The sequence below is a fragment of the Mesorhizobium sp. M0159 genome (genome assembly GCF_040322295.1).
GTDB lineage: Bacteria > Pseudomonadota > Alphaproteobacteria > Rhizobiales > Rhizobiaceae > Mesorhizobium.
Window position 1 is genome coordinate 45,027 of record NZ_JAMYTF010000010.1, and the last position, 25,699, is coordinate 70,725.

Below are 25,699 nucleotides of genomic sequence, written 5' to 3' on the forward strand. Positions count from 1 at the left end.
GGATGCGCCGTCACCCGCCATTCAGCGATTTTAGCAGATCGTCGATCGACGAGGGATCGAACTTGAGCTTTGGCGGGGGCTGCACTGGCGGTGGCACGTTATTTGCGGCCGGTGGCGCCCGTTCCGCTCGCTCCGCCGCGGCCTTGCGTTCGGCGTCGAGCCTTGCCTTCTCTTCCGAGGCGATCCGCAACGCCTCTTCCGCCCTCTGGCGTTGCTGTTCTTCGGCCTGCGCTGCTTCCTCGGCAGCCTGTTGCGCCGCCTTGGCTTTGGCTTCGGCCTTTGCAGCCGCCTCGGCTTTCGCCCTGGCCTCGGCTTCGGCCTTCGCCGCTGCATCCGCCTTCGCCTTGGCTTCAGCCTGCGCCCTGGCCTCCGCTTCGGCTTGGGCCTGCGCCTCAGCTTCGGCCTTTGCCTTGGCGTCCGCTTCAGCCTTCGCTTTGGCCTCAGCCTGCGCCCTCGCCTCCGCATCCGCCTGTGCCTTGGCGTCCGCTTCAGCCTTCGCCTTGGCTTCAGCCTGCGCCCTCGCCTCGGCTTCGGCTTGGGCCTGAGCCTCGGCTTCGGCCTTTGCCTTGGCGTCGGCCTCGGCCTTCAGCCGCGCTGCTTCCTGTTGTCTGCGCAGTTCCTCCGCCGCTCTTTCACGCTCGGTTTGCAGCGCAGCGTAGTAGCGCACCTCACGCCGCAGCCTTTGTTTCTCGAGCAGTGCGGCTTGCATGGCTTCGACCCGCTGCTGCTCCTTTTCCAGCGCACGCTGGGTCAGGAACTGTGCCAGCGGCTCGCTGTCGAACTGCCGTTTGGTGGCGCCAAACGGCCCGTCGACGCTGAAATTCAAAATCGGTTCGGAGCCGACCAGCGCCTCGTCGCCGGGCCGGTAAGCGATCTCGCCCTTGGCATCGACGGTGCTGGTATTCAGATCGGCGGTGATGTCGGCGGACAGCGTCGCGCCCGGGCTTTCGAATTTGACCGGTGGCGTCCTCAGCGTGCCGCCCGCGATGGTGAAGGCAATATCGGTGTCCTGCGCCGGAAAACTGCCCGACGCGGCGATCTGCGGCACAAAGCCGGCGGTCTTCGACGCGTCGATATCGCGCCCTATCGCGTCGGCCTTGGCGATGAATGCGCCAAAGGCATCGGGATTGAAGCCGGCAATAGTCATGCCCTTGAGCGTTGCCGTGCCGGAACCGGACAGCGCCGCAACCATCGCGTCGACCGATTTGCCGCTGGTCGAAAGCGCCGTCGAGAACTCGCCGCTTCCGCTGATGCCGGCCTCCGGCAGCACGGCTGCCAGATCGGCGCCGGCGAGTTTCATCTGACCGGAGAAAAGCCCGGTGCCGTCATTGTTCTTGAGCTCGAACAGGCCACTCAACGCGCCGCCGAGGAACTTTGCCTTGAGGTCGGAAACGCGGATGCCCTCCTGGTCGAGCTGCAGCGACAGCGCAGTGTCATAGGCGGTGGCAAGCGGGCCGGCGGCAAGCGACGCCGCCGTCAGATCGAGATCGGCGGTAAATGGCAGACTGGATTTCTGGCTGAACGGTGCCGTCGGCCAGGTCCTGTCATTGACAAGGAAGGCCTGGTCACCGAACAGCATCACCGCCATCGGATCGAGGTCCAGCTCGTCCAGCGACAGCGCGCCGGCAAGATGCGGCAGCCCCTCTTTGATGTCGATATTTACGTCACCGGAAACCGCCGCTTCGTTGACGGCGCCGCTGAGGCCGCTCAGCACCAGGAGACCATTGCCGTAATCGGCATCGGCCGCAAGCGACGTCGACATGCCGGTGCCCATGCCGGGCAGGCCGACGCCGGTCGTCATCAGCCATGGCTCGATGTCGGCCGTTTCAAGGCTGACCTTGCCCTTGGCGGCCGCGCCTTGAGGCGTGTCGGCAATTGTCCCGTCGAAACCAGCTTTGAAGTCGTTGCCGGCCAGGCTGAAGCGTGTCGCCAGGCCGCCGCCAAGCGTGCCTTTGGCCGAGACGTCGGTGGTCGCCTCGCCGAGCATGCCGAGTGGCAGCGCCGGCAGACCGTAAAGCGCCAGCAGCGCGGTGGCGTCGGCGTTCCTTGCGTTGAAGGTCAGCGTCACCGGCGCTTCGAGAGGCCGGTCGAGCGCCCCTTTGCCGGACAACGACGCCGAAAAGGCCGAGCCACCGGCCTTGCCCTGTGCGCTCATTGCCAGTCCGGTCGTACCGTCGCCATTGTCTGCGGCACTCGTGACCGCGTCGATACGCGCATCCTGGAACAGCTCGGGATAGGCACCAGCACGCTCCGCCAGCCCCTTCAGCACCGCATTATCCGGATAATGCCGGACGGCGACGTCGATCAGCGGCTTGAGGTCGACGGCGACCAACGAGGCGTCGAGCTTACCGGTCGGGCTCGCCGGGAAATCCTTGATCCGGCCGGTAGCGCTGATCGAGGCGCCGGCAAGCCCGCCAACCGACAGCCGGTCGATCTCAAGCAACCCGTCGCGCAATCTCAGCGCGGTGTCGACGCTATCGGCGGTCAACCCACCGGCGCTGACCGGCCCGGCCTTGATCTGGAAATCGAGGTCGCGGTCGGAAAAGCGGTTGGCACCCTTGTCGCTGACGAAGATCGAGGCGAAGGCGGCGAGCCCATCGACGTCGAGTTCGCCACCTTCCAGTTGCATCAGCACCGATGGCCTTGTGTCGTCGGGCTGGCTGGAATCGATGCGGCCGGAGAACTTCGCCTTGCCGAGGATGAGTTCGAGATCGCTGAAGGCCTGGTGTTTTTCGCTCAAGTCGACCTTGGCCTTGAAGCCGGCAGCCGGCAAACGGCGGATCGCCTCGTCGACGTCCTTAGACAGCCATGCGGCAAAGCCGGAGGGCTGCGCCACCGCCAGAAGCAGCGATCCGGTGAAACCGAAATGGTCCTCGACGCTGACCAAGCCATTGGCTTCCAGCTTAGCGCGGCCGGGCAGCGTGGCGGCCAGCGATTTTACCGCCCAGCCGCCCTCGGCCGGTTCGGCGGACAGGTGCACGTCGCGAACGGTGGTATCGCCTGCCACCACGGCCGGCAGTTTCACCTCGACCGTGCCCGGTATGGTCGGCTTCGGCAGATCGAGCAGCGCCTGCTCCAGCGCCGCCACCCGCTCGGACAGCGTCAATCCGGCACCGGCCGCCGCCCCCACGGCCTCGTCGAACTGCACCTGCGCGCCATTGGCCTCGATCGAGAAATGCGGCTTCAGCCCAAGGTCGACCGCAGCCTTGCCGTCGGCGGTGTAGGGATTGTCGAGCGGTCCGGTCTCGAAGCGAAATTCGTCGACGCCGAGCTTCTGATGGTCGAGCGAAAACTTGCCGTTCAGCCTGAAGCCCGGGTCCGGTTTGCCGGCGCTGACTTTCAGTGCCTCGCCGCCGGTGCCGCGCAGCTGCGCCGCAGTTCGGTCTGCGCCCGATATCTTGAACTGGCCCGAATAGACCGCGGCGCCCTCGACGAGGCCCACATTGCCGTCGGTCTCGATGACCAGCGGATAGTCATCCGGATCGGCCTTGAGCCTGAGCCGCATTTGCCCGTCCGGTTCGGTCTTGCCGGTGGAAGCGGCGATCGTGGTCCGCAACCCGTCCAGCAACAGCGAGCCGTCCAGCCGCCAGGGGCCGGCCAGCGACTTGGCCGAGATCGTCGAGTTGATCTCGGAAATAAGATGGCTGCGCCCGCCGGCGGCGTGGCTGAGCGCGATCTGTCCTTCCGTCACCGTCAGCTTCTCGATGGAGATCTGGCCGGGATCGAAGGGCGAAGACGGCCGTATCGTCCAGTCGACCGTGCCGTCGGCGGCGATGTCGATGCTCGCCTTCGGCCGCACCAGCCGCATGTCGAAGATCAGCACCTCGCCGCGCAGGAATGGCGCGAGTTCTGCATCCATCGAAAAGGTTTCGACGGTCATCGCCGGCTGGCCGTTGGGGCCACCGGCAACGGCGACGTTGGAAAAGGTCACCGAGGGGAACGGCAACAGCCTTGCCGTTGCATCGCCTCGCACGGTCACCTTGCGACCCAGGACGGCACTCGCCTCGCGCTCGAAATCGGCACGGTAACCTGTCCAGTCGACAAAGTACGGCACCACCAGCGCCGCACACAGCACCAGCACAAGAAGCCCACCGAAGATCACGAACAGGCGTGCGAGCATGAACTCCTAGACAGTTGATAGTAAAGTCAGTGGCACTCTACCCGCATCAGCGTGTCGATAAAGAGGCAAATCGGGGCGCGGCAGCGGCCTGATGTCAGTCCTTTCCCGGCAATATCTTGCCCGGGTTCATGATGTTCAGCGGATCGAGCGCCTGCTTGATCGTGCGCATGATGTCGACGCCATGGCCGAGCTCATGCCGCAGGAAGCCGATCTTGCCTTGCCCTATGCCGTGCTCGCCAGTGCAGGTGCCGTCCATGGCGATGGCGCGCATATTGAGCCGCGCCACGAATTTTTCCGCCAATGCGATCTCCTTCGGGTCGTCCACGTCCATCAGCACCAGCACATGGAAATTGCCGTCGCCGGCATGGCCGACGATCGGCGCGATCAGGCCCATCTCGGCGATATCCGCTTCGGTCTCGGTGACGCATTCGGCAAAGCGCGAGATCGGCACGCAGACATCGGTCGAGAGGCCCTTGGCGCCCGGCCGCAGCGTCAGCGACGACCAGTAGGCATCGTGCCGGGCCTTCCACAATTTCGTCCGCTCTTCGGCGACGCTGGTCCACAGGAACGGACCGCCGCCATTTTCCTCGGCGATCATGCCGAAGGTCTCGGCCTGTTCGGCGACGCTGGCATCGCTGCCGTGGAACTCGACGAACAGGCAGGGGCTCTCCGGATAGTCGAGCTTCGAATAGGTCTTCATCGCCCGCATCTGCAGCGCGTTGACCAATTCTATGCGCGCCACCGGAATGCCCATCTGGATGGTCGCGATCACCGCGTTGCACGCCGCCTCGAGGCTGGGGAACGGACAAACGCCGCCTGAAATCGCCTGCGGAATGCCCTGCAGCTTCAAAGTCAGCTGGGTGATGATGCCAAGCGTGCCCTCCGAACCGATCAGCAGCCGCGTCAGATCATAGCCGGCCGAGCTTTTCTTGGCGCGCTTGCCGGTCGTCACTGCCTCGCCGTCGGCCATCACCGCCATCAATGACAGGACGTTTTCGCGCATCGTGCCGTAGCGCACCGCGTTGGTGCCCGACGCTCGTGTCGCCGCCATGCCGCCGAGCGAGGCATTGGCGCCCGGGTCGATCGGAAAGAACAGGCCGGTGTCGCGCAGGTGCCGGTTGAGATCCTCGCGCGTCACGCCGGGCTCGACGGTGCAGTCGAGGTCCTGCGGATTGACCGCAATGATGCGGTTCATGCGTGACGTATCGAGTGAGATGCCGCCGCCCGGCGCATTGGTGTGGCCTTCCAGCGAAGAGCCGACGCCGAAGGCGATCACCGGCACGCGATGCGCCGCGCATGCGCGCACGATCTCCTGCACCTCCTCCGTCGTCTCGGCAAAGGCGACGCCGTCCGGCGCCTGCGTCGGGATATAGGTCGTAGTGTGCGCGTGCTGGGCGCGGATCGCCTGGCCGGTCTGGAATCGCTCGCCGAGCCGCTGCTTGAGGATGCCGAGTACGGCGGCGATCCCTTCTTCGTTGCGCTCGACCGGATTGAGGTCGCTTAGAGCCATCGATTCCTCCGCGGATGGACCAGCGTCCACCCTTGTTCTGCATCTACGGATGCGTAGTCTCACCAACCACGCTCTGTCCAGTCCATGCTCATCCCGGCATGACGAGAAGGAAGTTTCCGATGCCCATCCCCGCCCCTTTCGTCTCTCGCGCCATGGACATCGAGGAGGCCTGGATCGACTACAATGGCCATCTCAACATGGCCTATTACAACGTGCTGTTCGACCGGTGCTCCGACGAAGCCTTCGAGATGATGGGGATGGGGCCGGACTATGTAAGGGAACGGCGGCTGACCATCTACACGGCGGAAGTCCATGTCTGCTACGTCCAGGAGTTGCATCTCGACCACAAGGTCACGGTCTCGTTCCAACTCCTCGACCATGACGAGAAGCGGCTGAGGGCCTATCAGGAAATCCGGCATCTCGACGGCTGGCTTGCCGCCACGTCCGAAACGCTGTCGCTGCACGTCGACATGGCTGGCCCGAAGGTAGCGCCCTTCCCCGCCGACGTCCTGGCCAGGGTGGAAGCGATGCGCGCCGCCCATGCCGCCCTGCCGATGCCGGAGCGCGCCGGCCGCTCGATCGGTATTCGTCGTAAGCCGGCTTGAACCACGGTCAAACCGCCGTTAACCTTACCGAGGTTTTAACGTGAACAAGCCGAATTGAGACGTTGAACGACTCAGCGCGGCGTTGGAAAACCGTCCGCATCGAATTGCGATACGGGCGGCGGAGCAGCAGCGGTTCGGGGAACGTGCATGAAAACCGATATCAAGGTCGAGGCGGACAGGCTGGCGGCTGATCCACGCATCACCGACTATGATTTCTGGCGCTCGCTGAAGAACCTCAATAACGAGATCTTCCACATCGCCAACAACAACGAGCCGATCCCCTTCGCCATGATCCGCTGGCGCGCCATCCTGAAGCAGGCGCGGATGAAACGCGGCCACGCCTGAACGGTGGGGGAAGAAACAGACCGGCCGTCCGGTTTGCATTTCTGATGATGTGCTGACGAACGATCCCAAGCGTCAAGGCTGGCGCTTCACCGCCCCCAGCGGCGAGCGCGCTGTCACCGGCGACGACTGGATGATCGCCGTATTGGTCATCGCGAACGGAATGATCCGGTCGATCACCCGCTCGAGCTCGGCCACCGAGGCGACATGCGCCAGCGCGATGAAACAGTCTTCACCGGTGACCCGGTCGCATTGGGCGATTTCCGGCAGGTCGCGGATGATTTCGGCCACGACGGCGAGCTGCCCCGGCACCGGCCTGATGCGCAGCCATGCCGACAGCTTCATGCCGAGCGCGGCCGGATTGATACGCACCGTATAGGCCTCGATCACACCGCTTTCCTGCAGCCGCTTGATGCGCTCGGCAACGCTCGGCGCCGACAGGCCGACCGACCGCGCCAGTTCGGCGGTGCTGGTGCGCGCGTCCTTTTCCAGCAGGCGCAGGATTTTCAGGTCCGCCGGATCCAGATCGCTATTTTCATTTCGAAGGCGTTTCAGCGGAATACTTCTTGCTTTCGGAAAGGAAATGGCCGCAATGCCCGGCCATCATCCATATCAATGGCAAAAATCGCCTGCGATACTGATCCCATGCAAGATCGGACGCAAGCCCCCGCAGCAAGTCCGGCACTCGCCGGCCCCGCCTTTACCTTGGCAAACGCGGTCCCGCCGCATCTCTGGTTCGGCGTCAGCGCCGTGTTCCACTATCTCGGACCGGCCTTGGCGGTGCTGCTGTTCCCGCATGTCGGCGTGCTGGGCATGGCTTGGCTGCGCATCGCCACCGCGGCACTCGTCTTTGCCCCATTGACCCGGCCATGGGCGGTCTTCGCCCGCGCCGATCGCTCGACGCGGTTGTTGCTTGTGGCTTTCGGCGCCTGCCTTGGGGTGATGAATTGCTCGTTTTACCTGGCGCTCGACCGGCTGCCGATCTCGCTGGTGGCGGCGATCGAATTCGTCGGCACCATCGGCGTTGCGCTTGTTGGCCTCAGAAGCCCGCGCAATCTCGCCGCCCTCGCAATCGCTGTCGCCGGCACCCTGTTGCTGATCGACGTCAAATGGTCGAGCGATCCCGTCGGCCTGTTCTGGGCCTTCCTCAACGGCACGCTGTTCGTTGGCTACATCGTGCTCGGCCACCGCGTTGCGCGCGGCGGCGCCGGCGATGGCATCGCCGGGCTGGGTGCCGCCATGGCGGTCGCCCTTCTCGTCGTTCTGCCGATCGGTTTCGCCGATGCTCTGCCGGCTTTCTCGGCGCCGCCGCTGCTGCTTGCGGCGGTCGGCGTCGGCATCTGCTCGTCGGTCATTCCCTATATTTGCGACCAGCTTGCCATGTCGCGGCTGCCGCGCTCCAGCTTCGCGCTGATGCTGTCTTTGCTGCCGGTCACCGCGACGTTGATCGGCGTCATTGTGCTGCGGCAGGTGCCGAGCCTCACCGACTGCATCGGCATCGCGCTGGTGGTGGCCGGCGTCGCCCTTCACAAACCGGCGCCGGCGCCCACCTGATCAGGCCAGCTTCTCCTTGAGGAAAGCGATCGTCCGGCCCCAGGCGAGGTCAGCCGCCTTCTTGTCGTAGCGGGCCGCCGACGTGTCGTTGTTGAAGGCATGGTTGGCGCCTTCATAGACATAGACCGAGTATTCGACATGAGCCGCGTCGAGTGCCTTCTTGAAGGCATCGATGCCGGCATTGGTGCGGGTGTCGAGCCCGGCATAATGCAGCATGAGCGCGGCCTTGATCTTCGGCACGTCCTCGGCCTTTGGCTGCATGCCGTAATAGGCGACGGCGGCGGCGAGGTCCGGCGCGTTGACGGCCAGCATGTTCACCGTGCCGCCGCCCCAGCAGAAGCCGACGGCGCCGACCTTGCCGTTGCCGTCCTTGTAGCCTTTGAGATAGGCGACGGTTGCCACGGCATTGGCGGCGACCTGTGCTGGATCGAGCTGGGAAAACAGGTCACGTGCCCTGTTTTCATCGTCCGGCGTGCCGCCGAGCGGTGTCATGAAGTCCGGCGCAAGCGTCACGAACCCTTCCAGCGCCGCGCGCCGCGCCACATCACGAATATGCGGGTTGAGACCCCTGTTCTCGTGCACCACGATGACGGTGCCAAGCTTGCCGGTCTGGTCCGCCGGCCTGACCAGATAGCCCTTCATCTCGCCGCCGCTGCCGGGATAGCTGATGTCCTCGCCTTTCACACGCGGATCGTCTTCCGCGACGATTGCCGCCTGGGCCGAGTTCGCCGCCAGCAGCGGCGCGATCGCGGCAGCTGCCGCACCCGATCCGGCAAGCCTGGTCAATTGCTCCATGAAGCGCCGCCGGTCGAGCGTCAGATGCGTGTATTCGTCATAGGCATCGATCATCGCCTGGGTAATGACAGGCTCGGCGGCAGTGGGTCCGGCAGGTGTTGTCATGGCGCGCTCCTCGTCGGCCCCCCGCGGCAACATAGAGCCGAAGCTTGTCTGGTCCAGTCACGGCTGAGTGAGGCTGCCATAAGTCCCTGCACGAGGGCCGTGATGCCGCGCGCCCCACTGTCGTTAAATTTTGGTCCTTTGTGGCAATGCTAAATGCACGCACCACCATATAAAACAAACTTACCAGGCTAGGCCTCGCTCGCGCCATTTGGCGAGGAAAGAATGCCTGATTGACGACGAAGGAATTACGCCCATGACCTTTCCCTCCCCGCTTCTGGCAAGTGGGTTCGCCCTCGCCGCTATGGCTTTGCTGGCGCTGTGGTTCACTGCCTTCACCGCATTCAAACGATCGTTGATCAAGATCCGCGCCAACCGGCACCCGGCCGCAAACACCAAAGCCTGAGGAAAGGTCATGGACGTTCAGGACATCATCAACACCGTCTCCCAGAAATCCGGTCTCAACCAGGCTTTGACGGAAAAGATCGCCGGCACGATTTTCTCGGTGCTCGAACACGAAGCGGAAGGCACGACTCTGTCCAGCTTCTTCGGCAAGATCCCGGGAGCCGACGCCTTGGCCAAGCAATATGATGTCATGGCTCCCGGCGCAGCTTCCGGTGGTGGCCTGCTGTCCTCGCTGGAGGGCGCGCTCGGTGGCGCTCTCGGCGAAAAGACCGGCGCGCTGATCAACGGCGTCGCCATACTCAAGGCATCAGGCCTCACGCTCGCACAGATCAGCCAGGCCGGCACGATGCTGGTCCAGCAGGCCGAGACAGCCGCCGGCCCGCAGCTGACCAGTGAGGTACTTGCATCGGTACCCGACCTGAAAGGGCATCTCGGGCTCTGAAGGAACTTCTCTATTTCGGCAGCGTATAGGCCATCACATAGTCGCCCGGCTTGGTACCGACCGAGCCGTGGCCGCCGGCAACGATGACGACCAACTGGCGCCCGTCGGCTACCGTGTAGGTCATCGGTGTCGACTGCCCGCCCGCCGGCAGCCGCGCCTGCCAGAGCTGTTTGCCGGTTGTCAGGTCATAAGCGCGCACATAGTCATCGACCGCCGCACCGAGGAAGGCGACGCCGCCGGCAGTGATCATCGGCCCGCCAATGCCGGGCACGCCGACCTTGAATGGCAGCGGCAATGGCGTCATGTCGTAGACGGTGCCGTTGCGATGCTTGTAGACGATCTTTCCGGTCCGAAGGTCGGCACCCGCCACATAGCCCCAGGGCGGCGCCTGGCAGGGAATGCCGAGCGGCGACAGGAACGGCTTCAATATGACTGCGTAAGGCGCACCGTCATTGCGGTTCAGGCCCTGTTCGCTGCCCTTGGTGTCGCCGGGCGGCGGCACGTCGGCGCGCGGCACCAGCTTGGAGATGAACGCCAGGTATGTCGGCATGCCGAACATCACCTGCCGGACCGGATCGACTGCCACGCCGCCCCAGTTGAAGGTGCCGAAATTGCCGGGGTAGATCAGCGAGCCCTGCAGCGACGGCGGCGTATAGCGGCCCTCATAGCGCAACTTCCGAAGCTCGATCCGGCAGGCCAACTGGTCGAACATGGTAATGCCCCACATGTCCGCGCCGGTCAGCGGTTTCGGACTGAAGCTCAGGTCCGAGACCGGCTGCGTCGGCGAGGTATGGTCGCCTTCGATCGCGCCGCCCGGCGCCGGCACTTCCTTGACCGGAACGATCGGCTCGCCGCTGCGCCGGTCGAGCACATAGAGGTCGCCCTGCTTGGTCGGCCCGACCAGCGCCGGCACCACGCCACTTTCCGTGGTGATGTCGACCAGCGTCGGCTGCGCCGGCACGTCCATGTCCCAGAGATCGTGGTGCACGGTCTGCCGCACCCAGCGCAATTGTCCGCTGTTGAGATCGAGCGCGGTGATCGAAGAGGAGAATTTCTCGTCATTGGCACTGCGTCCGGCACCGAGTTGGTCCGGCGTCTTGTTGCCGAGCGGCACATAAAGCAGCCCGAGCTTCTCGTCGACGCTCGCCGTCGACCACATGTTGGGTGAGTTGTTGGTGTAGGTCTGGTCCGGCGGCAGCGGCGTCGTCTGATCCGGATTGCCGGAATCCCAATTCCACAACAGCGCGCCGGTGTCGGCATCGTAGGCACGGATGACCCCGGACGGCTCCTGCGTCGAATAATTGTCGTTGACCGCGCCGCCGACGATGATCTTGTTGGCGACGATCAGCGGCGCCGAGGTCGAATAATAATAGCCCGGCTTCGGATATGGCATGTTGGCGAGCAGGTTCAGCGTGCCGCCTTCGGCGAAAGTCGGGCAGACCTGGCCATTCGCCGCATCGAGCGCGATCAGCCGGGCGTCGGATGTCGGCAGGTAGATGCGTGTGGCGCAGGGCTGGCCGGCGGCGACCTTGGCATCGGCATAATAGGACACGCCGCGGCAGGTCTGGTGCTGGCGGTCCTTGTTGAGCTTGACCTGCGGATCGAAGCGCCATTTCTCCTTACCGCTCGCGGCATCGATGGCGATGGCGAAATTATGCGGCGTGCAGATGTAGAGCGTGTCGCCGATTTTTAGCGGCGTCACCTGATAGGTCGTCTCGCCGATGTCGTCGGGCCCTTTCACGTCGCCGGTGCGATAGGTCCAGGCCGGCTGCAGATTGGCAACGTTTTCGGCGGTGATCTGGTCGAGCGGCGAATAGCGCTGGCCATATTGCGTGCGACCGTAATAGTGCCATTCGCCAGCCGGCACGTTGCCGCCGAGATCGGCCGTCGGCGTCACCTTGTCGGTGTTGAGTTCACCCGCAATATCCTTTGGATCGGTCGTCATCGAATAGCCGGCGACCGCAAGCGAGGCCAGCACGGCGAGGATCAGCGGCGCGCGTCCGTCGGGACCGGTAAGCCCGCGCCGCGCCCATGGCGTCAACAGCCATAGCGCGACAAGCACGATGATGCCGCCGCGCGGGCCGAGCTCCCACCAGTCGAAGCCGGTCTCCCAGACCGCCCAGGCGAGCGTGCCGAGCACGATCGCCGCGTAGAGCCACAGCGCCGTGGATCTGCGCCTGTAGAGCAGCCAGGCCGCGACAAGGAAAGCTAGACCGACGATGACGTAGTACCAGCTGCCGCCCAGCGTCACGAGCCAGATGCCGCCGCCGCCAATCGCCAGGCCGATGAGGAAAAGGATCAGGGAGGTGATGACCACAGCCAAGACGGTGCTCCTTCGACTGGTGCGCTCCGCGACGCGTCCATGGGCAACCCCGCATTGCGTTCCTGCCCCCACGCAACTTTCTCCGGCCCGCTTCCCCTGTCAAGCAAGCTCGGCGTTTTACGGTGCCGGCCCATCGCAAGCCCGGCGTTTTGGTTAGCAGACCCATTCAGATTGTGAGTCTACCGACTGGACAGAGAACAAAACGGAGACACTTCTGGCCTTTCGCTGCCGAATCACTACATTCGGGGGAGATGTCCGGCTTTTCGGAAGACATGCCCTTTTTTGACGAACCGAACGCGCGGCCCGTGGCCCCGTCGGGCATTGCCGCGCGCGCCATGGCTGCCCGCAGCAACCAGAACAACGCGCCCGATTATCTCAACGGCCTCAACCCCGAGCAGCGGCTGGCGGTGGAAACCACCGAAGGCCCGGTGCTGGTGCTGGCCGGCGCCGGCACTGGCAAAACGCGCGTCCTGACCACCCGCATCGCCCACATCCTTGCCACCGGCAAGGCTTTCCCCTCGCAGATCCTCGCCGTCACCTTCACCAACAAGGCGGCGCGCGAGATGAAGCAGCGCATCGGCCTGTTGATCGGCGAAGGCAATGTCCAGGGCATGCCGTGGCTCGGCACCTTCCACTCGATTGGAGTGAAGCTGCTGCGCCGACATGCCGAGCTGGCCGGGCTCAAATCCGACTTCACCATTCTCGACACCGACGACGTGGTGCGCCTGATCAAGCAGCTTATCCAGGCCGAAGTGCTGGACGACAAGCGCTGGCCGGCCAAGCAGTTCGCCCAGATGATCGACGGCTGGAAGAACAAGGGCCTTGGCCCCGCCGACATCCCCGAGGGCGATGCCCGTGCCTTCGCCAACGGCAAGGGCCGCGAGCTCTACAAGGCCTATCAGGAGCGGCTGAAAACGCTGAACGCTTGCGACTTCGGCGATCTCCTGTGCCATCCGATCCGCATCTTCCGCGCCAATCCGGACGTGCTGAAGGAATACCACAAGCGCTTTCGCTACATCCTCGTTGACGAGTATCAGGACACCAACACCGCCCAGTACATGTGGCTGCGGCTGCTGGCGCAGCGGCCGCAATCCTCCCCCCTTGAGGGGGAGGTGCCCGCGAAGCGGGCGGAGGGGGTTGCCGCAGAAGGCACCGCTAGAGCGTCGAGCACTGCCGCCGGTAGGTCGAGCACTGCCGCACGGACCCCACCCGACCGGGCTTCGCCCGGCCACCCTCCCCTCAAGGGGGAGGAAAGCCCGCGCCTGTCCACCGTAAATATCTGCTGCGTCGGCGACGACGACCAGTCGATCTATGGCTGGCGCGGCGCCGAGGTCGACAACATCCTGCGCTTCGACAAGGATTTTCCCGGCGCCACCATCATCCGGCTGGAGCGCAACTATCGCTCGACCGCGCACATCCTCGGCACCGCCTCCCACCTCATCGCCCACAATGAGGGCCGCTTCGGCAAGACGCTGTTCACCGAAAAGATCGCCGAGGACGACGAGAAGGTGCATGTCCATGCCGCCTGGGATTCCGAAGAGGAGGCCCGCGCCGTCGGCGAGACCATCGAGGCCTACCAGCGCCAGAAGCACAATCTCAACGACATGGCGATCCTCGTCCGCGCGTCCTTCCAGATGCGCGAATTCGAGGACCGCTTCGTCACGCTCGGCCTCAACTACCGCGTCATCGGCGGCCCGCGCTTCTACGAGCGCCTCGAAATCCGCGATGCGCTGGCCTTCTTCCGCGTCGTCGCACAAGGCGCCGACGACCTCGCCTTCGAGCGCATCGTCAACGTGCCGAAGCGCGGCCTTGGCGAGGCCACCATCCGCCAGATCCACGACACCGCACGGGCGCTGCGCATCCCGATGTTGGAGGCGGCGGCAAAACTCGCCGAAAGCGACGAGCTGAAGCCGAAGCCGCGCGCCGCACTGCGCGAGGTATCGGCCAATTTCGAGCGCTGGCAGAAGGCGCTGGAAACCACGCCGCACACCGAGCTCGCCGAGACCATTCTGGAGGAGAGCGGCTACACCGACATGTGGAAGAACGACCGCTCGGTTGAAGCGCCCGGCCGCCTCGAGAACCTCAAGGAGTTGATCCGCTCCATGGAGGAGTATGAATCGCTGCGCTCCTTCCTCGAACATGTCGCGCTGGTGATGGACGCCGAGCAGAACGCCGAGCTCGACGCCGTCAACATCATGACGCTGCATTCGGCCAAGGGCCTCGAATTCGAAACCGTTTTTCTCCCTGGTTGGGAGGAAGGTCTTTTTCCGCACCAGCGTTCCCTCGACGAGGGTGGCCGCTCCGGGCTGGAGGAGGAACGCCGCCTCGCCTATGTCGGCCTGACCCGCGCCAAGAAGAACCTGCACATCTGGTTCGTCTCCAACCGCCGCATCCACGGCCTCTGGCAGTCAACCATCCCGTCGCGCTTCCTCGACGAACTGCCGGAAGCCCATGTCGAAGTTTCCGAGAGCGGCAACTCCTATGGCGGCTACGGCAATGCCTATGGTGGCGGCTCGTTCGCCTCCGGTCGTGGCGGCCAAGGGGCAGGCAGGCAGAACCCCTATGGAGCATCGCGCTTCGACAACATCGGCGGCAATAACGGCGCCGAGAAATCCGGCGCTTTCTCCAGCACCTATGCGACGCCGGGCTGGCAGCGTGCTCAAGCCAACCGCACCGAGGCGACCGACCGCAATTGGGGCACGCGCTCCGGCCACCAGGTCGAGCGCATCGGCTACGGCGAAACCGACTCCGGCTACGGCGCCGGCCGCACCTCGGTCAAGGGGCGCACAATCGACGGCGAGCTGGTCGCCAAATCCGTCGCCGACACGCCGTCCCCCTTCAGCGTCGGCGACCGCGTCTTCCACCAGAAATTCGGCAACGGCAACATTTCCGCCATCGAAGGCAACAAGCTGACCATCGACTTCGACAAGGCCGGCCAGAAACGCGTGCTGGACGGGTTTGTCACCGGGGTGTGAGGCATGTGGAAAATTGTCTGGCACCCCCAGAACAAATAGGGTACAATCGCTTGCAAGGTCGCGTCTTGTCGCGCAACAGCCCTTCGAGGCCTTCCTCGGCAAAGCGTTCCTGCCAGCGCCACACGCAGGTCTTGGACTTGCCGGTCTGCCGCATGGTCTCGACGGTGCCGACGCCGTTGGCGCTCAACAGGATGATTTCGGCGCGCCAAACATGCTTTTGCGGCGCATTGCGGTCTTTTACGACAGCCATCAGTCGCTGGCGATCGGTCGGCGAAACGGTGAAGGATATTCCTGTGCGCACGCGCCAGACTCGCATTCGCTTTCGCCGAAGGGAATCCCAAGCCGGATTCTTATGTTAGGCTATGTTGGGCCGATACCAGTAGGTAGCTTTTTGAGTCACACAAGGAGAAATCTTATGGGACTGACGCTTCGATCAATTGCGTTGCTCTTTGCTATTTCTCGTTGGCTGTGCCGAGGCACATGAGGACACGATGAGAAGCGCAACAAATCTGGCCGCGTCCGCACGAGACTATCCGGCCAAGCCGGTACGCATCATTGAGCCGTTCGGGGCGGGCGGCGGGCCTGATCTGTTGGCCCGCGCCCTGGCCCCGAAGCTTTCTGAGCTGTGGGGCCAACCGGTGACAGTGGAGAACATCCCAGGTGCGGGAGCCACTGCGGGCCCTGCCCAGGTCGCGAAGTCACCGGCCGACGGCTACACGCTGCTGATAAACACCAACGCTCAGGCATACAGTGCGGCGCTCTTGAAAGACCTCCCGTATGACCCGTTGAAGGATTTCATTCCGATCATTCCGCTCACGAGGCAAGCCTACGTACTCGTGGCAGGCAAGGCGACTGGTGTCACCACCGTCGGCGGACTCATTGCGGCGGCGAGGGCGAAGCCAGGTGAGCTCAAATTTGGATCCACCGGTATAGGCACCGGCACACATGTTGGAGTCGAGAAATTCAATCAAGCGGCGGGAATCAAGGCGCTGCATGTGCCTCCCTCGCCGAATGATTCGAACGCCGATACGATCGCCAACGCGATAGCGATGCGCTTCACTTACTATTTGGTGCCAATCTCTCTTGCCCTGCCCCACATTCACGACGGCACACTCGTTGCGCTAGGCGTGAGTACCGCTCGGCGCTCGACCTTGCTCCCGGAGGTACCGACAATCGCGGAGGCGAGCGTCGTCAGCTTCGACTTCCCGATCTGGTATGGAATGTGGGCGCCGGCTGGCTCTCCGACCGGCGTGGTTGAGAAGCTTTCGAACGACATCGGGCGCGTGCTCACTGGACCGGACCTGCGCGAGTGGATCGCTAAACACGGAGGCGAGCCAATGAGCATGACGCAGCCCGAGTTTGTGCGTTTCGTGGAAAGCGAGAGTGAAGCTACGGCGCGACTCATGAAAGCCGCCAGTGTCAAGCCCTAATAGGGAACGGCCTGATGAGGTGTCTGCATAATTCGCGCAACGAAGGATATTCCTGTGCGCATGCGCCAGAAAGGGAATCCCAAGCCGGACTCTTATGTTAGGTCGATACCACTAGCGATACCGCGCCTGGTTCCACTTATGGCCGAGCAGCGACAGGATGATGATCAGGCCGTTGAAGAACTGGACGTAGAAGCCGCTCAGGCCCGCCGCGACGACGCCGGTCTGGATGAAGGAGACGGTGACCGCGCCGATCGCGCCGCCGACGACGGTGCCGATGCCGCCCCAGGTCGGAGTGCCGCCGACGAACACCGATGCCAGCACCGGCAGCAGGTATCCGTCGCCCGCCGTCGGCCACCAGGTGAAGTTGATCATCACCGAGAACGTGCCGGCGATTGCCGCGCCGATGCCGACGAAGACGAACACCTTCACCCTGACGCGCTTGACGTCGATACCCATCTGCTGGGCGCTGTCGGGATTGTCGCCGACCACCTTGACCTGCGCGCCGAAGCGATGGCGGTTGTAGAGCAGCGCCGACAGCACGACGAAGGCGATGGCCCAGAAGATCTGCACCGGAATGCCGTAAACCTGGCTGGAGAAGATCTTGTAGGCCCAGCTGTCGGCAAGGCCGGTCAGCGCCGTCGACCTGCCCTCGTTGATGATCTGGATCAGGCCGCGCAGCAGGAAGTTCATGCCGAGCGTGGCGATCAGCGACGACAGCCCGCCATAGACGACCAGCGAGCCGACCAGGAAGCCGAGCAGCATGCCGGTGACCATTGCGGCGGCGATGCCGAGGAACGGGTCGTAGCCGGCCTGCACGACCAGCGCGAAGACCCATGAGGCAAAGCCCATCGTCGCCGGAAACGACAGGTCGATCTCGCCGCAGGTGACGACGAAGACCAGCGGCACCACCACGAACAGCGCCACCGGCAGCGTGGTCAGCACGGAGCTGTAAAGATACCAGGTGGTGAACACGATCGGGTTGGCGATCATGAACACCGCCATCATGACGATGAACACGGCAAGCGTGCCGAGCGCGGCGCGGTTGTCGAGGATGAACCCGCGCAGCCAGTTGTCGGACGGGTGTCTCCACTCTTTCCCGGCGGCCTCATTATGCGTGCCGCCGAGGGGGCTCTGCAGATCGGGTTCCATGGTCTTGCTCATCGTGCCGCCCTCTCCGCATCGCCCGCGTCGTGCAACCCCGGCAATCCGCTGGGGTGGGCGACGTCTTCCATGAAATTGATCAGGTCCTCGGCCGATTTGACCTCGCTGCGGTCGGCGCTGAGCGCGACCTTGCCGCGGTCCAGCACCACGAAGCGATCGGCGATATCGAAGACGTGGTGGATGTTGTGGCCGATGAACAGGATCGAGCGACCGCTCGCCCGCACCTGGCGCACGAAGTGGAAGACCTTGGCGGTCTCGGTCAGCGATAGCGCGGTCGTCGGTTCGTCGAGGACTATCAGCTCCGCCTTCTTATAGATGGCCCGCGCGATCGCCACGCCCTGGCGTTCGCCGCCCGAGAGCTGGCCGACGATCGACTGTGGCGTGAACACTTTCGAGGTGAAGCCGATCTCGCGCATCAGCCGGCTCGCCTCCGCAATCTCCTTGTTGACCTTCAGCCAGCCAAGCCAGCCGGTGAGCTCGCGGCCCATGAAGATATTGCGCACGATCGTCTGCTGCACGGCGAGCGCCCGGTCCTGGAACACCGTTTCGATGCCGGCGTCGCGCGAGCGCGCAGGGCTCCATCCGGTCACCGGCTTGCCGCGGACGAGAATCTCGCCGCTGGTCGGTTTGACCACGCCGGACAGGATCTTGATCAGCGTCGACTTGCCGGCGCCATTGTCGCCGATCAGACCGACCACCTCGCCGCGATCGACGCTGAGATTGACCCCGCCCAGCGCATAGACCTGGCCGTAGGACTTGCTGATGTCGCGCAGTTCGATGATGCGTTCGGCCATGGCGATCCTCGCTTGATGTCGCGTGCCGGCCTTTTCGCCGGCGGTCCCGCCGGCCGGGCTCGATCCCGGCCGACGGCTTGGGAGGTCAGCGCAACGCCTGCTTGGCGAGCTCGGCGACGATCTCGTAATTCTGCGGCGTGACGAAGCCGGCGCCGGTATCGACATTCATCGGCGCAAGGCCGAGCACTACCTGCTGGCAGAGGCTGAGGATCGGCAGATAGCCTTGCAGGAACGGCTGCTGGTCGGCCGTCAGCTGCACCCAGCCGCCCTTGAAGCCCTCGACGATCTGCGGGCTGGTGTCGAAGCCGAAGTTGAAGATATCGCCCGGCTTCCTGCCCGCCGCCTGCATGTAAGTCGGGACGTTGCCCAGCATCTGTCCGCCGGGATAGCCAACCGCCTTGACGTCGGGATTGTTGAGCAGTGCCGCGGTGATCACCGGAAGGGCCAGATTTGGGTCGGAAGCCCATTCGCCGCTCGGTGGCGAGGAGAGTTGTATGACCTCGACGCCCGCTTCCTTGAGGGCAGCGACAGTGCCGCGTTCTCGCGCGCCGCGGCTCTCGTTCTCGAACGGGCCGATCATGATTGCCTTGTCGCCGGCCTTGAGCCCGGCCAGCTTGACCGCCTCGGCGCCAAGCGCGCGGCCCTGCTGCTCCTGCTGGGCACCGACATAGCCGCCGCCGAACGCCGCCGTGACCGTCGGCACCGGCACGTTCTGGTACATTATCTTGATGCCGTCCTTGTGCGCCTGTTCGGCCAACGGCATGATCGCGGCGTCGCCGGGGTGGCCCATCATGGCGATGCCTTGGGGCTTGACCGCGACAGCCTCGCGCAATTGCTGCACCATCTTCTCGACATCCCACTGGGAAAAGATGTAGTCGACTTTCGGCCCGAGATCGGCCGCCGCCTGCTTGGCGCCATTATAGACGATCGTGCCGAAGGCATCGCCCTCCGCCCCGCCGACGAAGAAACGGATATGGACATCCTTGCACCACTGGGCATCGAGCGCCTGCGCCGGCAAGGTCGAGAGTGCGGCGGCGAGCGCCATCGCGGCTGCCGCGACGGTCGAGCGCAGAACTGTCCTTCTCATCGTAATGCTCATGCACTTATCCTCCCTTTGTTCCCTCGCTAGCCGAGGGGTTTCGACGATCGCTTCGGCATTGCGCCGCAATCTTTCGCTGGCCGGCACCTCCCGCCGGCCGAAACTTCTCACACCGGGTTCGGCAGGTAGCTCGCGCCTCCCCGGCATTGTTGGAGATAATCCAGCGCACGCGCCTGGCCGGTGATCTCGAGATCGCCGCGATAGACCGGGTCGTGCCAGCCCTCGATGTCGATGGCGCCCTTGTAGCCGACCAGCCGCAGCTCGCTGATCACCCGCGTCCAGTCGCTATCGCCGAAGCCAGGGGTGCGCATCTGCACGAACGGCAGGCGGCCGAACACGCCATGTTCGCGGATCACGTCCCAGCGCACCGTCGCGTCCTTGCCGTGGACGTGGAAGATACGCTGCGCCCATTTGCGGATCTGCGGGATCGGATCGATCAGATAGACCAGCTGGTGGCAGGGCTCCCACTCCAGGCCGAGATTGTCGTCCGGCAATTCGTTGAACATCAGCTCCCAGGCGTCCGGATTGTGGGCGATGTTCCAGTCGCCGCTGGCCCAGTTGCCGTCCATCGCGCAGTTCTCGAAGGCGATGCGCACGCCCTTGTCGGCGGCCCGCTTTGCCAGCTTCCCCCAGACCTCGCGGAAGCGCGGCAGGCTGTCGGGCAGCGGCTTGCCTCGGATGCGACCGGTGAAGCCGCTGACCACATTGGTGCCGAACAGATGCGCGTTGTCGATGATCGTTTCCCACGCCTCGAGCACGCCGCGATCGATCTCGCCGCTCTCCATCGGATTGCCGAACACGCCGATCGACGAGACGATGACATCGGCATCGCCGATCGCCTCGCGGATCTCGCCCGCCAGCCGCGGAATGTCCTTGCCGCCCAGCGTCTGCCAGAAGAACGGCTGGATGCTCTCGAATCCGAGCGGCAGGATCTGCCTGACATAGGCGGCCGGGTCGTCGAGGTTGGCGCGCACCATGGTGCCGATCCTGATGTCGAGCAGCGGGTTTGGCATCATGATCCTTCCTGTGAGGCGATAGCGACCCGGCGCCCGGTTTCGGCGCTCTCGATCGCAGCGAAAACCATGGACAGGCTCTTGATGTTGTCGGCGCCGCGCGTCTCCGGCGCGGTGCCGGTCTCGGCGGCGCGGACGAAATCCTGGATGATGCCGAGATGGCCGCCGACGCGATCTGCCGGGTCGAGCGGCGGCACGGCTATCGGTTCGGTGCGGTCGAACAGGCCTTCACGGACCGGCCGCACGACTTCCGCCTTCAACCCGTCCGCGCCGTCCCAGACAATGCTGCCGCGCTCGGCGACGATCCGCCATGTACTGTCCCAGCTGGTACGGAAGCCGGCCGCGCACCAGCTGCCGGCATAGGTGAACAGCTTGCCGCCGCCGAGGTCGAAGCTTGCGGTTGCCGACGACCCTTGCCGATACCAGGAGTTGGCCGGCTCCCACTCCTGGCAATAGACGCCGGCCGGTTCGCCGGCCACCATGTAGCGGGCTGCATCGAATGTGTGGATCGCCATATCGAGCAGCAGCACATGGCGCATCTCTTCGCGAAAACCGCCGAAATGCGGCGCAACGAAGAAATCGGCGTGGATGCTGGTTGGCGCACCAATGGCGCCGGAATCGAGAAAGCGCCGGATGCGCCTGACGTTGGCGACATAGCGGCGGTTCTGCACGACGGCATGGATGCGGCCGGCGCTGCGGGCCGCCTCGACAATGGCACGCGCATTGTCCGGGCTGTCGGCCAGCGGCTTTTCGGTCAAGAGATGGCAATGGTGGGCAAAGGCGGAAAGCGCGACCTCGCGGCGGGCGGCGGGAACCACCACGTCGAACACCGCGTCGGGCCTGGTCTGGTCGAGCACGGCGTCGAGGTCGGTTCCGATGACGGCGCCGGAAAGCTCGTATTCGCGCGCCCTTGCCCGCGCCCTTTCGGCGTCGAGATCAACCAGGCCGACAATGGCGAGCCCGTCGATCTGCTTGGCTGCATCGAGCCAGGCTTTGCTCATCGCGCCGCAGCCGACCAGGACGACATTGATCATCCAGCACTCCTCCCTCTCGGCCCCTCCAGACCGATCGTCACGGCGTTCACGGCAGGGCCGCAAACGTTCTTCCGTAAACGTTTACGAGAACACACCCGATGGCGTAGAATGTCAATTGGCCGATAGCGAAAAACGTGATGCCGGCTTGGCCTGAAGAGCGGCCGGTGCTAGCCAAGCAAGGGGGAGAACTGTCCTTTGGCGTCCAGTATTCACGACCTTGCACGTCACCTGAACATTTCGATCGGCACGGTGTCGCGCGCACTCAACGGCCGCGCCGACGTCAATGCCGACACACGCCAGCGCGTGCTCGATGCGGCCAAGAAGCTGAATTATTCGCCGAACCAGTCCGGCCGCAGCCTGCGGCGCGGCGCCACCCATTCGATCGCCTTCATGCTGCAGCCTCATCCGGGCGACCAGGAATATGGCGAGCCGTTCTTCATTCCGTTCCTGACCGGGTTGCAGGCCAAGCTCGCCGAAAGCGCACTCGACCTGATCGTGGTGATGGGCGCGCCGGGCGACTATCAGCAGGAGCGCCTGCGCCGTGTCGTCGAGACGCGGCGGGCCGATGCCGTGGTGCTGGCCTGGACGCGGCGCGAGGACGAGCGCATCGACTATCTGACCCAGGCCGGTTTCCCGTTCGCGACGCTCGGCCGCAGCCGCTCCGGCGGCGATTCCTATCCCTCGCTCGACCTCGATTTCGAAAAAGCCGGGGCTGACGCGGTCGATCGTCTCGTCGCGCGCGGTCACCGCCGCATCGCCGCCATCCGCCCGTCGCTCGACCTCAATTTCGGCTATCTGTTCCTCGCCGGCTATCGCAAGGCGTTGCGGCGGCACGGCATCGAATTCGACCTCGAGTTGATCGCCGACGGCTTCATCAACGAGGCCGGCGGCTACGCGGTGACGCCGAAGGTCATGCACTCCAAGGACCCACCGACGGCCATCATCTTCAACAACGACGCGATGGCGCTTGGCGGCTGCAAGGCTCTGGCCGAGGCGGGCATCAGGCCCGGCCACGACGTTGCGGTGATCGTCATCGTCGACACGCCGCTCTGCCGCTATTTTTCGCCGGCGCTGACCGGCTTCCGCCCGGCGCTTGAGCCGATGGGCGAGCGGTTGGCCGAAATGCTGCTGGCATCGATCCCGGCTTACGCCGGCGCCGAAGGCGCACGCATCATCCGTGAAGTCTGGCCGCTGGAACTGATCGCGCGCGACAGCGATTGAATCGCGGCGGTCACTGAGCAGGCTCAGATTGATCAAGACCCCCGCGCCCGCGCTCTGGCGTTGCGACCAGCGAGGCAGCGGCGGCATTGGCGGCGGCAAGTGCCGCCTCGACGGGCTGCCCACGCGCAAGCCCAGCCGCGAAGGCCCCAACGAATTCATCGCCGGCACCGTGGGTGCTGATGACCTTCACCGGCATCGCAGGCAGTGCGAACGCCTGGCCGCCACGGTCGCGATAGGCAACGCCCTCGCCGCCTGCCGTGACGATCGCGGCCGGATAGGAACCGACGAGCATACCGGCCGCCTTCGCAGCCCCCTCGAGCGTGTCGACGACCGCAACGCCGGCCAGGAATTCCGCCTCGATGGCATTGACGATGACGATATCGGTGAGTGCGACCAGTTCGGCTGACAGCTTTCGCGCGGGTGCCGCGTTGAGGACGACGCAGCCGCAATGCGCCTTCACCGCCCGCGCCGCGGCAATGTTGGCGCCTTCCGGTACCTCGTTTTGCAGCAGCAGAACCGCCGTTTGCGCGATCAGCTCGGCCGCCTCAGTAATGTCCTTTTCGCCGAGAGTGAGATTGCTGCCCGAGACGATTACCGCGCCATAGTCGCCGCTGTCGTCGAAGATCGCTACGCTCATGCCCGAGCCGGCGCCCGCAGCCACTCCCACGAAGCGCTGGTCGACGCCGTTGCGATCGAGATTGTCGAGAAGCGCGCGGCCGAAATCATCGTCGCCGACAGCGCCGATCATTGCCGCACGCACGCCGGCCCGCGCTGCCGACACCGCCTGGTTGCCGCCCTTGCCGCCGCATTTTGGATGCCAGGCATGGCCGGTGACCGTTTCGCCCTTGCGTGGGCGATCGGGGGCTTCGACCATGATATCGTAATGCAGACTGCCGAATACGGTCACCAGCGGCGGGGAAGCCGTCATGTGCCCTTATCTTTCCGTTTCGACGTCACCGCAGACATGGTGCGGCCGAGATTGCGCTCCGCCGCCTGGTAGTCGCGTTGCGCGACCGCCACGAACAGCGCGTCGAGGATGTTGAGCTGGGCAATGCGCGCCGCTGCGTTCTCACCCATCAACGGCGAGCCTTGCGCGGTCGAGCAGAGCACGATGTCGGCGACGGCTGCCAATGGCGAGCTGTCATAGTTGGTGATGGCCAGCGTGCGCGCGCCGCTTTTGCGCGCAAGCTGGATGGCGTCGATGACGGCGCTGGTATTGCCGGAATGCGAAAAGCCGACGGCGATGTCGTCGGCGCCGAGCAGCGAGGCGGACATTAGCATCATGTGCGAATCGTCGTAGACAGAGGTGCGGATGCCGATGCGCAGGAATTTGTGCGAAACGTCGCGTGCGATCTGCGCCGAGCCGCCGACGCCGTAGAAATCGCGATTCCTGGCGCGGTAAAGCAGATCGGCGGCACGGTCGAAATCGTCCATGTCGAGGATGGCCAGCGTCTCCTCCAGCGCCTGGATGGAGGTGCGGAACACCTTCTGCACGATCTCGGCCGAACTGTCGTCCACCGACAGCTCCTGATGCATCTCGGCGGTCGGCAGGCGGCTGTATTCATAGACCGCCGTGCGAAAGTCGCGATAGCCGGAAAAACCCAGCTTCTTGGCGATCTTGACCACCATCGCCTCCGAGACACCGGCCTCCTCGGCGATCTGCTTGAGCGGTATGGTCTCGTCGAAGCCGCGCCGTCCGAAGACCGTTTCAACCACCTTCGCCTCGAGCGGCGTCAGATGCGGCATCATCATGCGAATGCGCGGTCCTACTGCTTTCAGGTCCAGCCCGGTCAAGGTCATCCACGTCCCCTCGTCACGCGATCGATAAGCATCGCGGCGAGGATTATAAGGCCAGTTGCCAGGAGCTGATAGAAGGACTGCACGTTCATCAGCGTCAGGCCGTTGCGCATGCTGCCAAGAATGACGGCACCCAGGATGGTGCCGACGACGCTGCCCTTGCCGCCCATCAGCGAGGCGCCGCCGATCGCCGCCGCTGCTATGGCGTCGAGCTCCCAGAGATTGCCCAGAATGGGTTCGGCCGCACCCAGCCGGCCGATCAGGATCTGCGCTGCAAGCGCTGCCAGCAGGCCCGAGATCATATAGGCGGCGATCTTGGTGCGGGCGATCGGCACGCCGGCTATGTAGGCCGCCTCCTCATTGCCGCCGACGGCGAGCAGATATTCGCCGAACGGCGTCTTCTTGAGGATGATCCAGGCAATCAGCGCGACCACCGCCACGATGATGACCGCCAACGGCAATCCGAACAGCGAGCCGTTGAAGATGGCACGGAAGCCGGCAGGCAGGCCGAGCACCGGATTGCCGCCGGTATAGATCAGCGCCAGCGCCCGGTAGGTGCTGAGCGTTCCCAGCGTGACGATGAAGGGCTGCAGCCCGACATAGGCGACCAGCACGCCGTTGAGCAGTCCGCAGGCAAGGCCGATGGCGAAGCCGGCGGCGATGGCCAGCGGAAACGGCACACCGGCAACCAGCATCGAGGCCGAGATGACCGCCGAAAGGGCTGCCGTCGGCCCGACGGACAGATCGATGCCGCCCGAGATGATGACCAGCGTCATGCCCAACGCCAGGCAGGCATTGATGCTCGATTGCTGCAGGATGTTGATCAGATTGCGCTCGGCAAAGAAGCCGGGGACCAGTGCACCGAAGACGGCGAGGATCACCACCAGTCCGATCAGCGTGCCGGCGTCGCGCACGGAAAACCGGTGCAGGAGATCTGCCCTTGGGCGCGCTGCTGTGTGTTCGATTATATCGGTCAT

Annotated in this window: 21 protein-coding genes and 1 pseudogene; 8 read left to right on the plus strand and 14 right to left on the minus strand. The window is 64.5% G+C overall.

Translation table 11 applies throughout. The annotated features are described in order from the left end of the window. Nucleotides 1-10: 10 nt before the first annotated feature. Both NKJ32_RS13160 and NKJ32_RS13165 read right to left on the minus strand, forming a co-directional pair. Nucleotides 11-4,120, minus strand: coding sequence for an AsmA family protein (locus tag NKJ32_RS13160; protein ID WP_352827766.1), 4,110 nt, complete (start codon nt 4,118-4,120; stop codon nt 11-13). Between the two features lie 94 nt (nt 4,121-4,214). Continuing rightward, nucleotides 4,215-5,630 (minus strand): FAD-binding oxidoreductase, encoded by a 1,416-nt coding sequence (locus NKJ32_RS13165; RefSeq protein WP_352589546.1) that lies wholly within the window; start codon nt 5,628-5,630, stop codon nt 4,215-4,217. A gap of 119 nt (nt 5,631-5,749) precedes the next feature. Here NKJ32_RS13165 and NKJ32_RS13170 point away from each other — a divergent pair, with 119 nt between their 5' ends. Both NKJ32_RS13170 and NKJ32_RS13175 read left to right on the plus strand, forming a co-directional pair. After that, the gene (locus tag NKJ32_RS13170) at nt 5,750-6,235 is read left to right on the plus strand and encodes a thioesterase family protein (RefSeq protein WP_352589543.1); all 486 of its coding nucleotides are present in this window, start codon (nt 5,750-5,752) and stop codon (nt 6,233-6,235) included. 147 nt (nt 6,236-6,382) lie between these two features. Further along, on the plus strand, nt 6,383-6,580 hold the full coding sequence (locus NKJ32_RS13175; RefSeq protein ID WP_023676715.1) for a hypothetical protein: 198 nt from the start codon (nt 6,383-6,385) through the stop codon (nt 6,578-6,580). A 72-nt stretch (nt 6,581-6,652) separates the two neighbouring features. Here NKJ32_RS13175 and NKJ32_RS13180 read toward each other — a convergent pair whose 3' ends face one another. Further along, nucleotides 6,653-7,132, minus strand: coding sequence for an Lrp/AsnC family transcriptional regulator (locus NKJ32_RS13180; protein ID WP_352589729.1), 480 nt, complete (start codon nt 7,130-7,132; stop codon nt 6,653-6,655). Between the two features lie 90 nt (nt 7,133-7,222). Between NKJ32_RS13180 and NKJ32_RS13185 the strand changes: the two genes are divergently transcribed. Beyond that, nucleotides 7,223-8,131, plus strand: a complete 909-nt coding sequence (locus NKJ32_RS13185; protein ID WP_352589540.1) for an EamA family transporter — start codon at nt 7,223-7,225, stop codon at nt 8,129-8,131. Here the strand turns inward: NKJ32_RS13185 and NKJ32_RS13190 are convergent, their stop codons facing one another. Then, the gene (locus NKJ32_RS13190) at nt 8,132-9,031 is read right to left on the minus strand and encodes a dienelactone hydrolase family protein (RefSeq protein ID WP_352755782.1); all 900 of its coding nucleotides are present in this window, start codon (nt 9,029-9,031) and stop codon (nt 8,132-8,134) included. Between the two features lie 253 nt (nt 9,032-9,284). Here NKJ32_RS13190 and NKJ32_RS13195 point away from each other — a divergent pair, with 253 nt between their 5' ends. Both NKJ32_RS13195 and NKJ32_RS13200 read left to right on the plus strand, forming a co-directional pair. Further along, nucleotides 9,285-9,434, plus strand: coding sequence for a hypothetical protein (locus tag NKJ32_RS13195; RefSeq protein WP_352755779.1), 150 nt, complete (start codon nt 9,285-9,287; stop codon nt 9,432-9,434). A 9-nt stretch (nt 9,435-9,443) separates the two neighbouring features. After that, nucleotides 9,444-9,875 (plus strand): hypothetical protein, encoded by a 432-nt coding sequence (locus NKJ32_RS13200; protein ID WP_352575128.1) that lies wholly within the window; start codon nt 9,444-9,446, stop codon nt 9,873-9,875. A gap of 10 nt (nt 9,876-9,885) precedes the next feature. Here NKJ32_RS13200 and NKJ32_RS13205 read toward each other — a convergent pair whose 3' ends face one another. Then, entirely contained in the window at nt 9,886-12,198 is a 2,313-nt protein-coding gene (locus tag NKJ32_RS13205; protein ID WP_352456533.1) for a glucose/quinate/shikimate family membrane-bound PQQ-dependent dehydrogenase, read from the minus strand. Between the two features lie 251 nt (nt 12,199-12,449). Here NKJ32_RS13205 and NKJ32_RS13210 point away from each other — a divergent pair, with 251 nt between their 5' ends. Further along, nucleotides 12,450-15,173: an ATP-dependent helicase gene (locus tag NKJ32_RS13210; protein WP_352827771.1), complete on the plus strand. Its 2,724-nt coding sequence runs from the start codon at nt 12,450-12,452 to the stop codon at nt 15,171-15,173. Nucleotides 15,174-15,228: 55 nt separating this feature from the next. Here the strand turns inward: NKJ32_RS13210 and NKJ32_RS13215 are convergent. After that, nucleotides 15,229-15,474 (minus strand): annotated as a pseudogene (locus tag NKJ32_RS13215) (helix-turn-helix domain-containing protein); the annotation flags it as partial. A 190-nt stretch (nt 15,475-15,664) separates the two neighbouring features. On the opposite strand from NKJ32_RS13215, the gene NKJ32_RS13220 reads away from it, so the two are divergent. Then, nucleotides 15,665-16,603 (plus strand): Bug family tripartite tricarboxylate transporter substrate binding protein, encoded by a 939-nt coding sequence (locus NKJ32_RS13220; protein ID WP_352456535.1) that lies wholly within the window; start codon nt 15,665-15,667, stop codon nt 16,601-16,603. Nucleotides 16,604-16,714: 111 nt separating this feature from the next. Here the strand turns inward: NKJ32_RS13220 and NKJ32_RS13225 are convergent, their stop codons facing one another. The 5 genes from NKJ32_RS13225 to NKJ32_RS13245 all read right to left on the minus strand — a co-directional run bounded on the left by NKJ32_RS13225 (nt 16,715) and on the right by NKJ32_RS13245 (nt 21,704). After that, complete coding sequence (locus tag NKJ32_RS13225) at nt 16,715-17,764, minus strand: ABC transporter permease (RefSeq protein WP_352456536.1); 1,050 nt, start codon at nt 17,762-17,764, stop codon at nt 16,715-16,717. Beyond that, nucleotides 17,761-18,558: an ATP-binding cassette domain-containing protein gene (locus NKJ32_RS13230; RefSeq protein WP_352456537.1), complete on the minus strand. Its 798-nt coding sequence runs from the start codon at nt 18,556-18,558 to the stop codon at nt 17,761-17,763. Before NKJ32_RS13230 ends, NKJ32_RS13225 begins: the two co-directional genes overlap by 4 nt. An 85-nt stretch (nt 18,559-18,643) precedes the next feature. Further along, nucleotides 18,644-19,657: a substrate-binding domain-containing protein gene (locus NKJ32_RS13235; RefSeq protein WP_352456538.1), complete on the minus strand. Its 1,014-nt coding sequence runs from the start codon at nt 19,655-19,657 to the stop codon at nt 18,644-18,646. A gap of 107 nt (nt 19,658-19,764) precedes the next feature. Next, a complete protein-coding gene (locus NKJ32_RS13240; RefSeq protein WP_502901138.1) occupies nt 19,765-20,670 on the minus strand; it encodes a sugar phosphate isomerase/epimerase family protein in 906 nt (301 codons plus the stop codon). Next, the gene (locus NKJ32_RS13245; protein ID WP_352456540.1) at nt 20,670-21,704 is read right to left on the minus strand and encodes a Gfo/Idh/MocA family protein; all 1,035 of its coding nucleotides are present in this window, start codon (nt 21,702-21,704) and stop codon (nt 20,670-20,672) included. Before NKJ32_RS13245 ends, NKJ32_RS13240 begins: the two co-directional genes overlap by 1 nt. 195 nt (nt 21,705-21,899) lie before the next feature. Here NKJ32_RS13245 and NKJ32_RS13250 point away from each other — a divergent pair, with 195 nt between their 5' ends. Further along, nucleotides 21,900-22,925, plus strand: a complete 1,026-nt coding sequence (locus tag NKJ32_RS13250) for a LacI family DNA-binding transcriptional regulator (RefSeq protein ID WP_352570462.1) — start codon at nt 21,900-21,902, stop codon at nt 22,923-22,925. Between the two features lie 10 nt (nt 22,926-22,935). Here the strand turns inward: NKJ32_RS13250 and NKJ32_RS13255 are convergent, their stop codons facing one another. The 3 genes from NKJ32_RS13255 to NKJ32_RS13265 are packed head-to-tail and all read right to left on the minus strand — an operon-like array spanning nt 22,936 to nt 25,699. Then, nucleotides 22,936-23,853 (minus strand): ribokinase, encoded by a 918-nt coding sequence (locus NKJ32_RS13255; protein WP_352570463.1) that lies wholly within the window; start codon nt 23,851-23,853, stop codon nt 22,936-22,938. After that, on the minus strand, nt 23,850-24,725 hold the full coding sequence (locus tag NKJ32_RS13260) for a MurR/RpiR family transcriptional regulator (RefSeq protein WP_352827779.1): 876 nt from the start codon (nt 24,723-24,725) through the stop codon (nt 23,850-23,852). Before NKJ32_RS13260 ends, NKJ32_RS13255 begins: the two co-directional genes overlap by 4 nt. Continuing rightward, on the minus strand, nt 24,722-25,699 hold the full coding sequence (locus NKJ32_RS13265; protein WP_352570464.1) for an ABC transporter permease: 978 nt from the start codon (nt 25,697-25,699) through the stop codon (nt 24,722-24,724). The genes NKJ32_RS13260 and NKJ32_RS13265 overlap by 4 nt, the downstream gene beginning before the upstream one ends.

Excerpts from the sequence above, each read along its gene's own strand:
- NKJ32_RS13260 (WP_352827779.1), bottom strand. The coding sequence starts at position 24,725 with ATGACCTTGACCGGGCTGGACCTGAAAGCAGTAGGACCGCGCATTCGC.
- NKJ32_RS13185 (WP_352589540.1), top strand. The coding sequence starts at position 7,223 with ATGCAAGATCGGACGCAAGCCCCCGCAGCAAGTCCGGCACTCGCCGGC.
- NKJ32_RS13175 (WP_023676715.1), top strand. The coding sequence starts at position 6,383 with ATGAAAACCGATATCAAGGTCGAGGCGGACAGGCTGGCGGCTGATCCA.
- NKJ32_RS13265 (WP_352570464.1), bottom strand. The coding sequence starts at position 25,699 with ATGACCGATATAATCGAACACACAGCAGCGCGCCCAAGGGCAGATCTC.
- NKJ32_RS13195 (WP_352755779.1), top strand. The coding sequence starts at position 9,285 with ATGACCTTTCCCTCCCCGCTTCTGGCAAGTGGGTTCGCCCTCGCCGCT.
- NKJ32_RS13170 (WP_352589543.1), top strand. The coding sequence starts at position 5,750 with ATGCCCATCCCCGCCCCTTTCGTCTCTCGCGCCATGGACATCGAGGAG.
- NKJ32_RS13245 (WP_352456540.1), bottom strand. The coding sequence starts at position 21,704 with ATGATCAATGTCGTCCTGGTCGGCTGCGGCGCGATGAGCAAAGCCTGG.
- NKJ32_RS13160 (WP_352827766.1), bottom strand. The coding sequence starts at position 4,120 with ATGCTCGCACGCCTGTTCGTGATCTTCGGTGGGCTTCTTGTGCTGGTG.
- NKJ32_RS13225 (WP_352456536.1), bottom strand. The coding sequence starts at position 17,764 with ATGAGCAAGACCATGGAACCCGATCTGCAGAGCCCCCTCGGCGGCACG.
- NKJ32_RS13165 (WP_352589546.1), bottom strand. The coding sequence starts at position 5,630 with ATGGCTCTAAGCGACCTCAATCCGGTCGAGCGCAACGAAGAAGGGATC.
- NKJ32_RS13240 (WP_502901138.1), bottom strand. The coding sequence starts at position 20,670 with ATGCCAAACCCGCTGCTCGACATCAGGATCGGCACCATGGTGCGCGCC.
- NKJ32_RS13210 (WP_352827771.1), top strand. The coding sequence starts at position 12,450 with ATGTCCGGCTTTTCGGAAGACATGCCCTTTTTTGACGAACCGAACGCG.
- NKJ32_RS13230 (WP_352456537.1), bottom strand. The coding sequence starts at position 18,558 with ATGGCCGAACGCATCATCGAACTGCGCGACATCAGCAAGTCCTACGGC.
- NKJ32_RS13200 (WP_352575128.1), top strand. The coding sequence starts at position 9,444 with ATGGACGTTCAGGACATCATCAACACCGTCTCCCAGAAATCCGGTCTC.
- NKJ32_RS13255 (WP_352570463.1), bottom strand. The coding sequence starts at position 23,853 with ATGACGGCTTCCCCGCCGCTGGTGACCGTATTCGGCAGTCTGCATTAC.
- NKJ32_RS13190 (WP_352755782.1), bottom strand. The coding sequence starts at position 9,031 with ATGACAACACCTGCCGGACCCACTGCCGCCGAGCCTGTCATTACCCAG.
- NKJ32_RS13235 (WP_352456538.1), bottom strand. The coding sequence starts at position 19,657 with ATGAGCATTACGATGAGAAGGACAGTTCTGCGCTCGACCGTCGCGGCA.
- NKJ32_RS13220 (WP_352456535.1), top strand. The coding sequence starts at position 15,665 with ATGAGAAGCGCAACAAATCTGGCCGCGTCCGCACGAGACTATCCGGCC.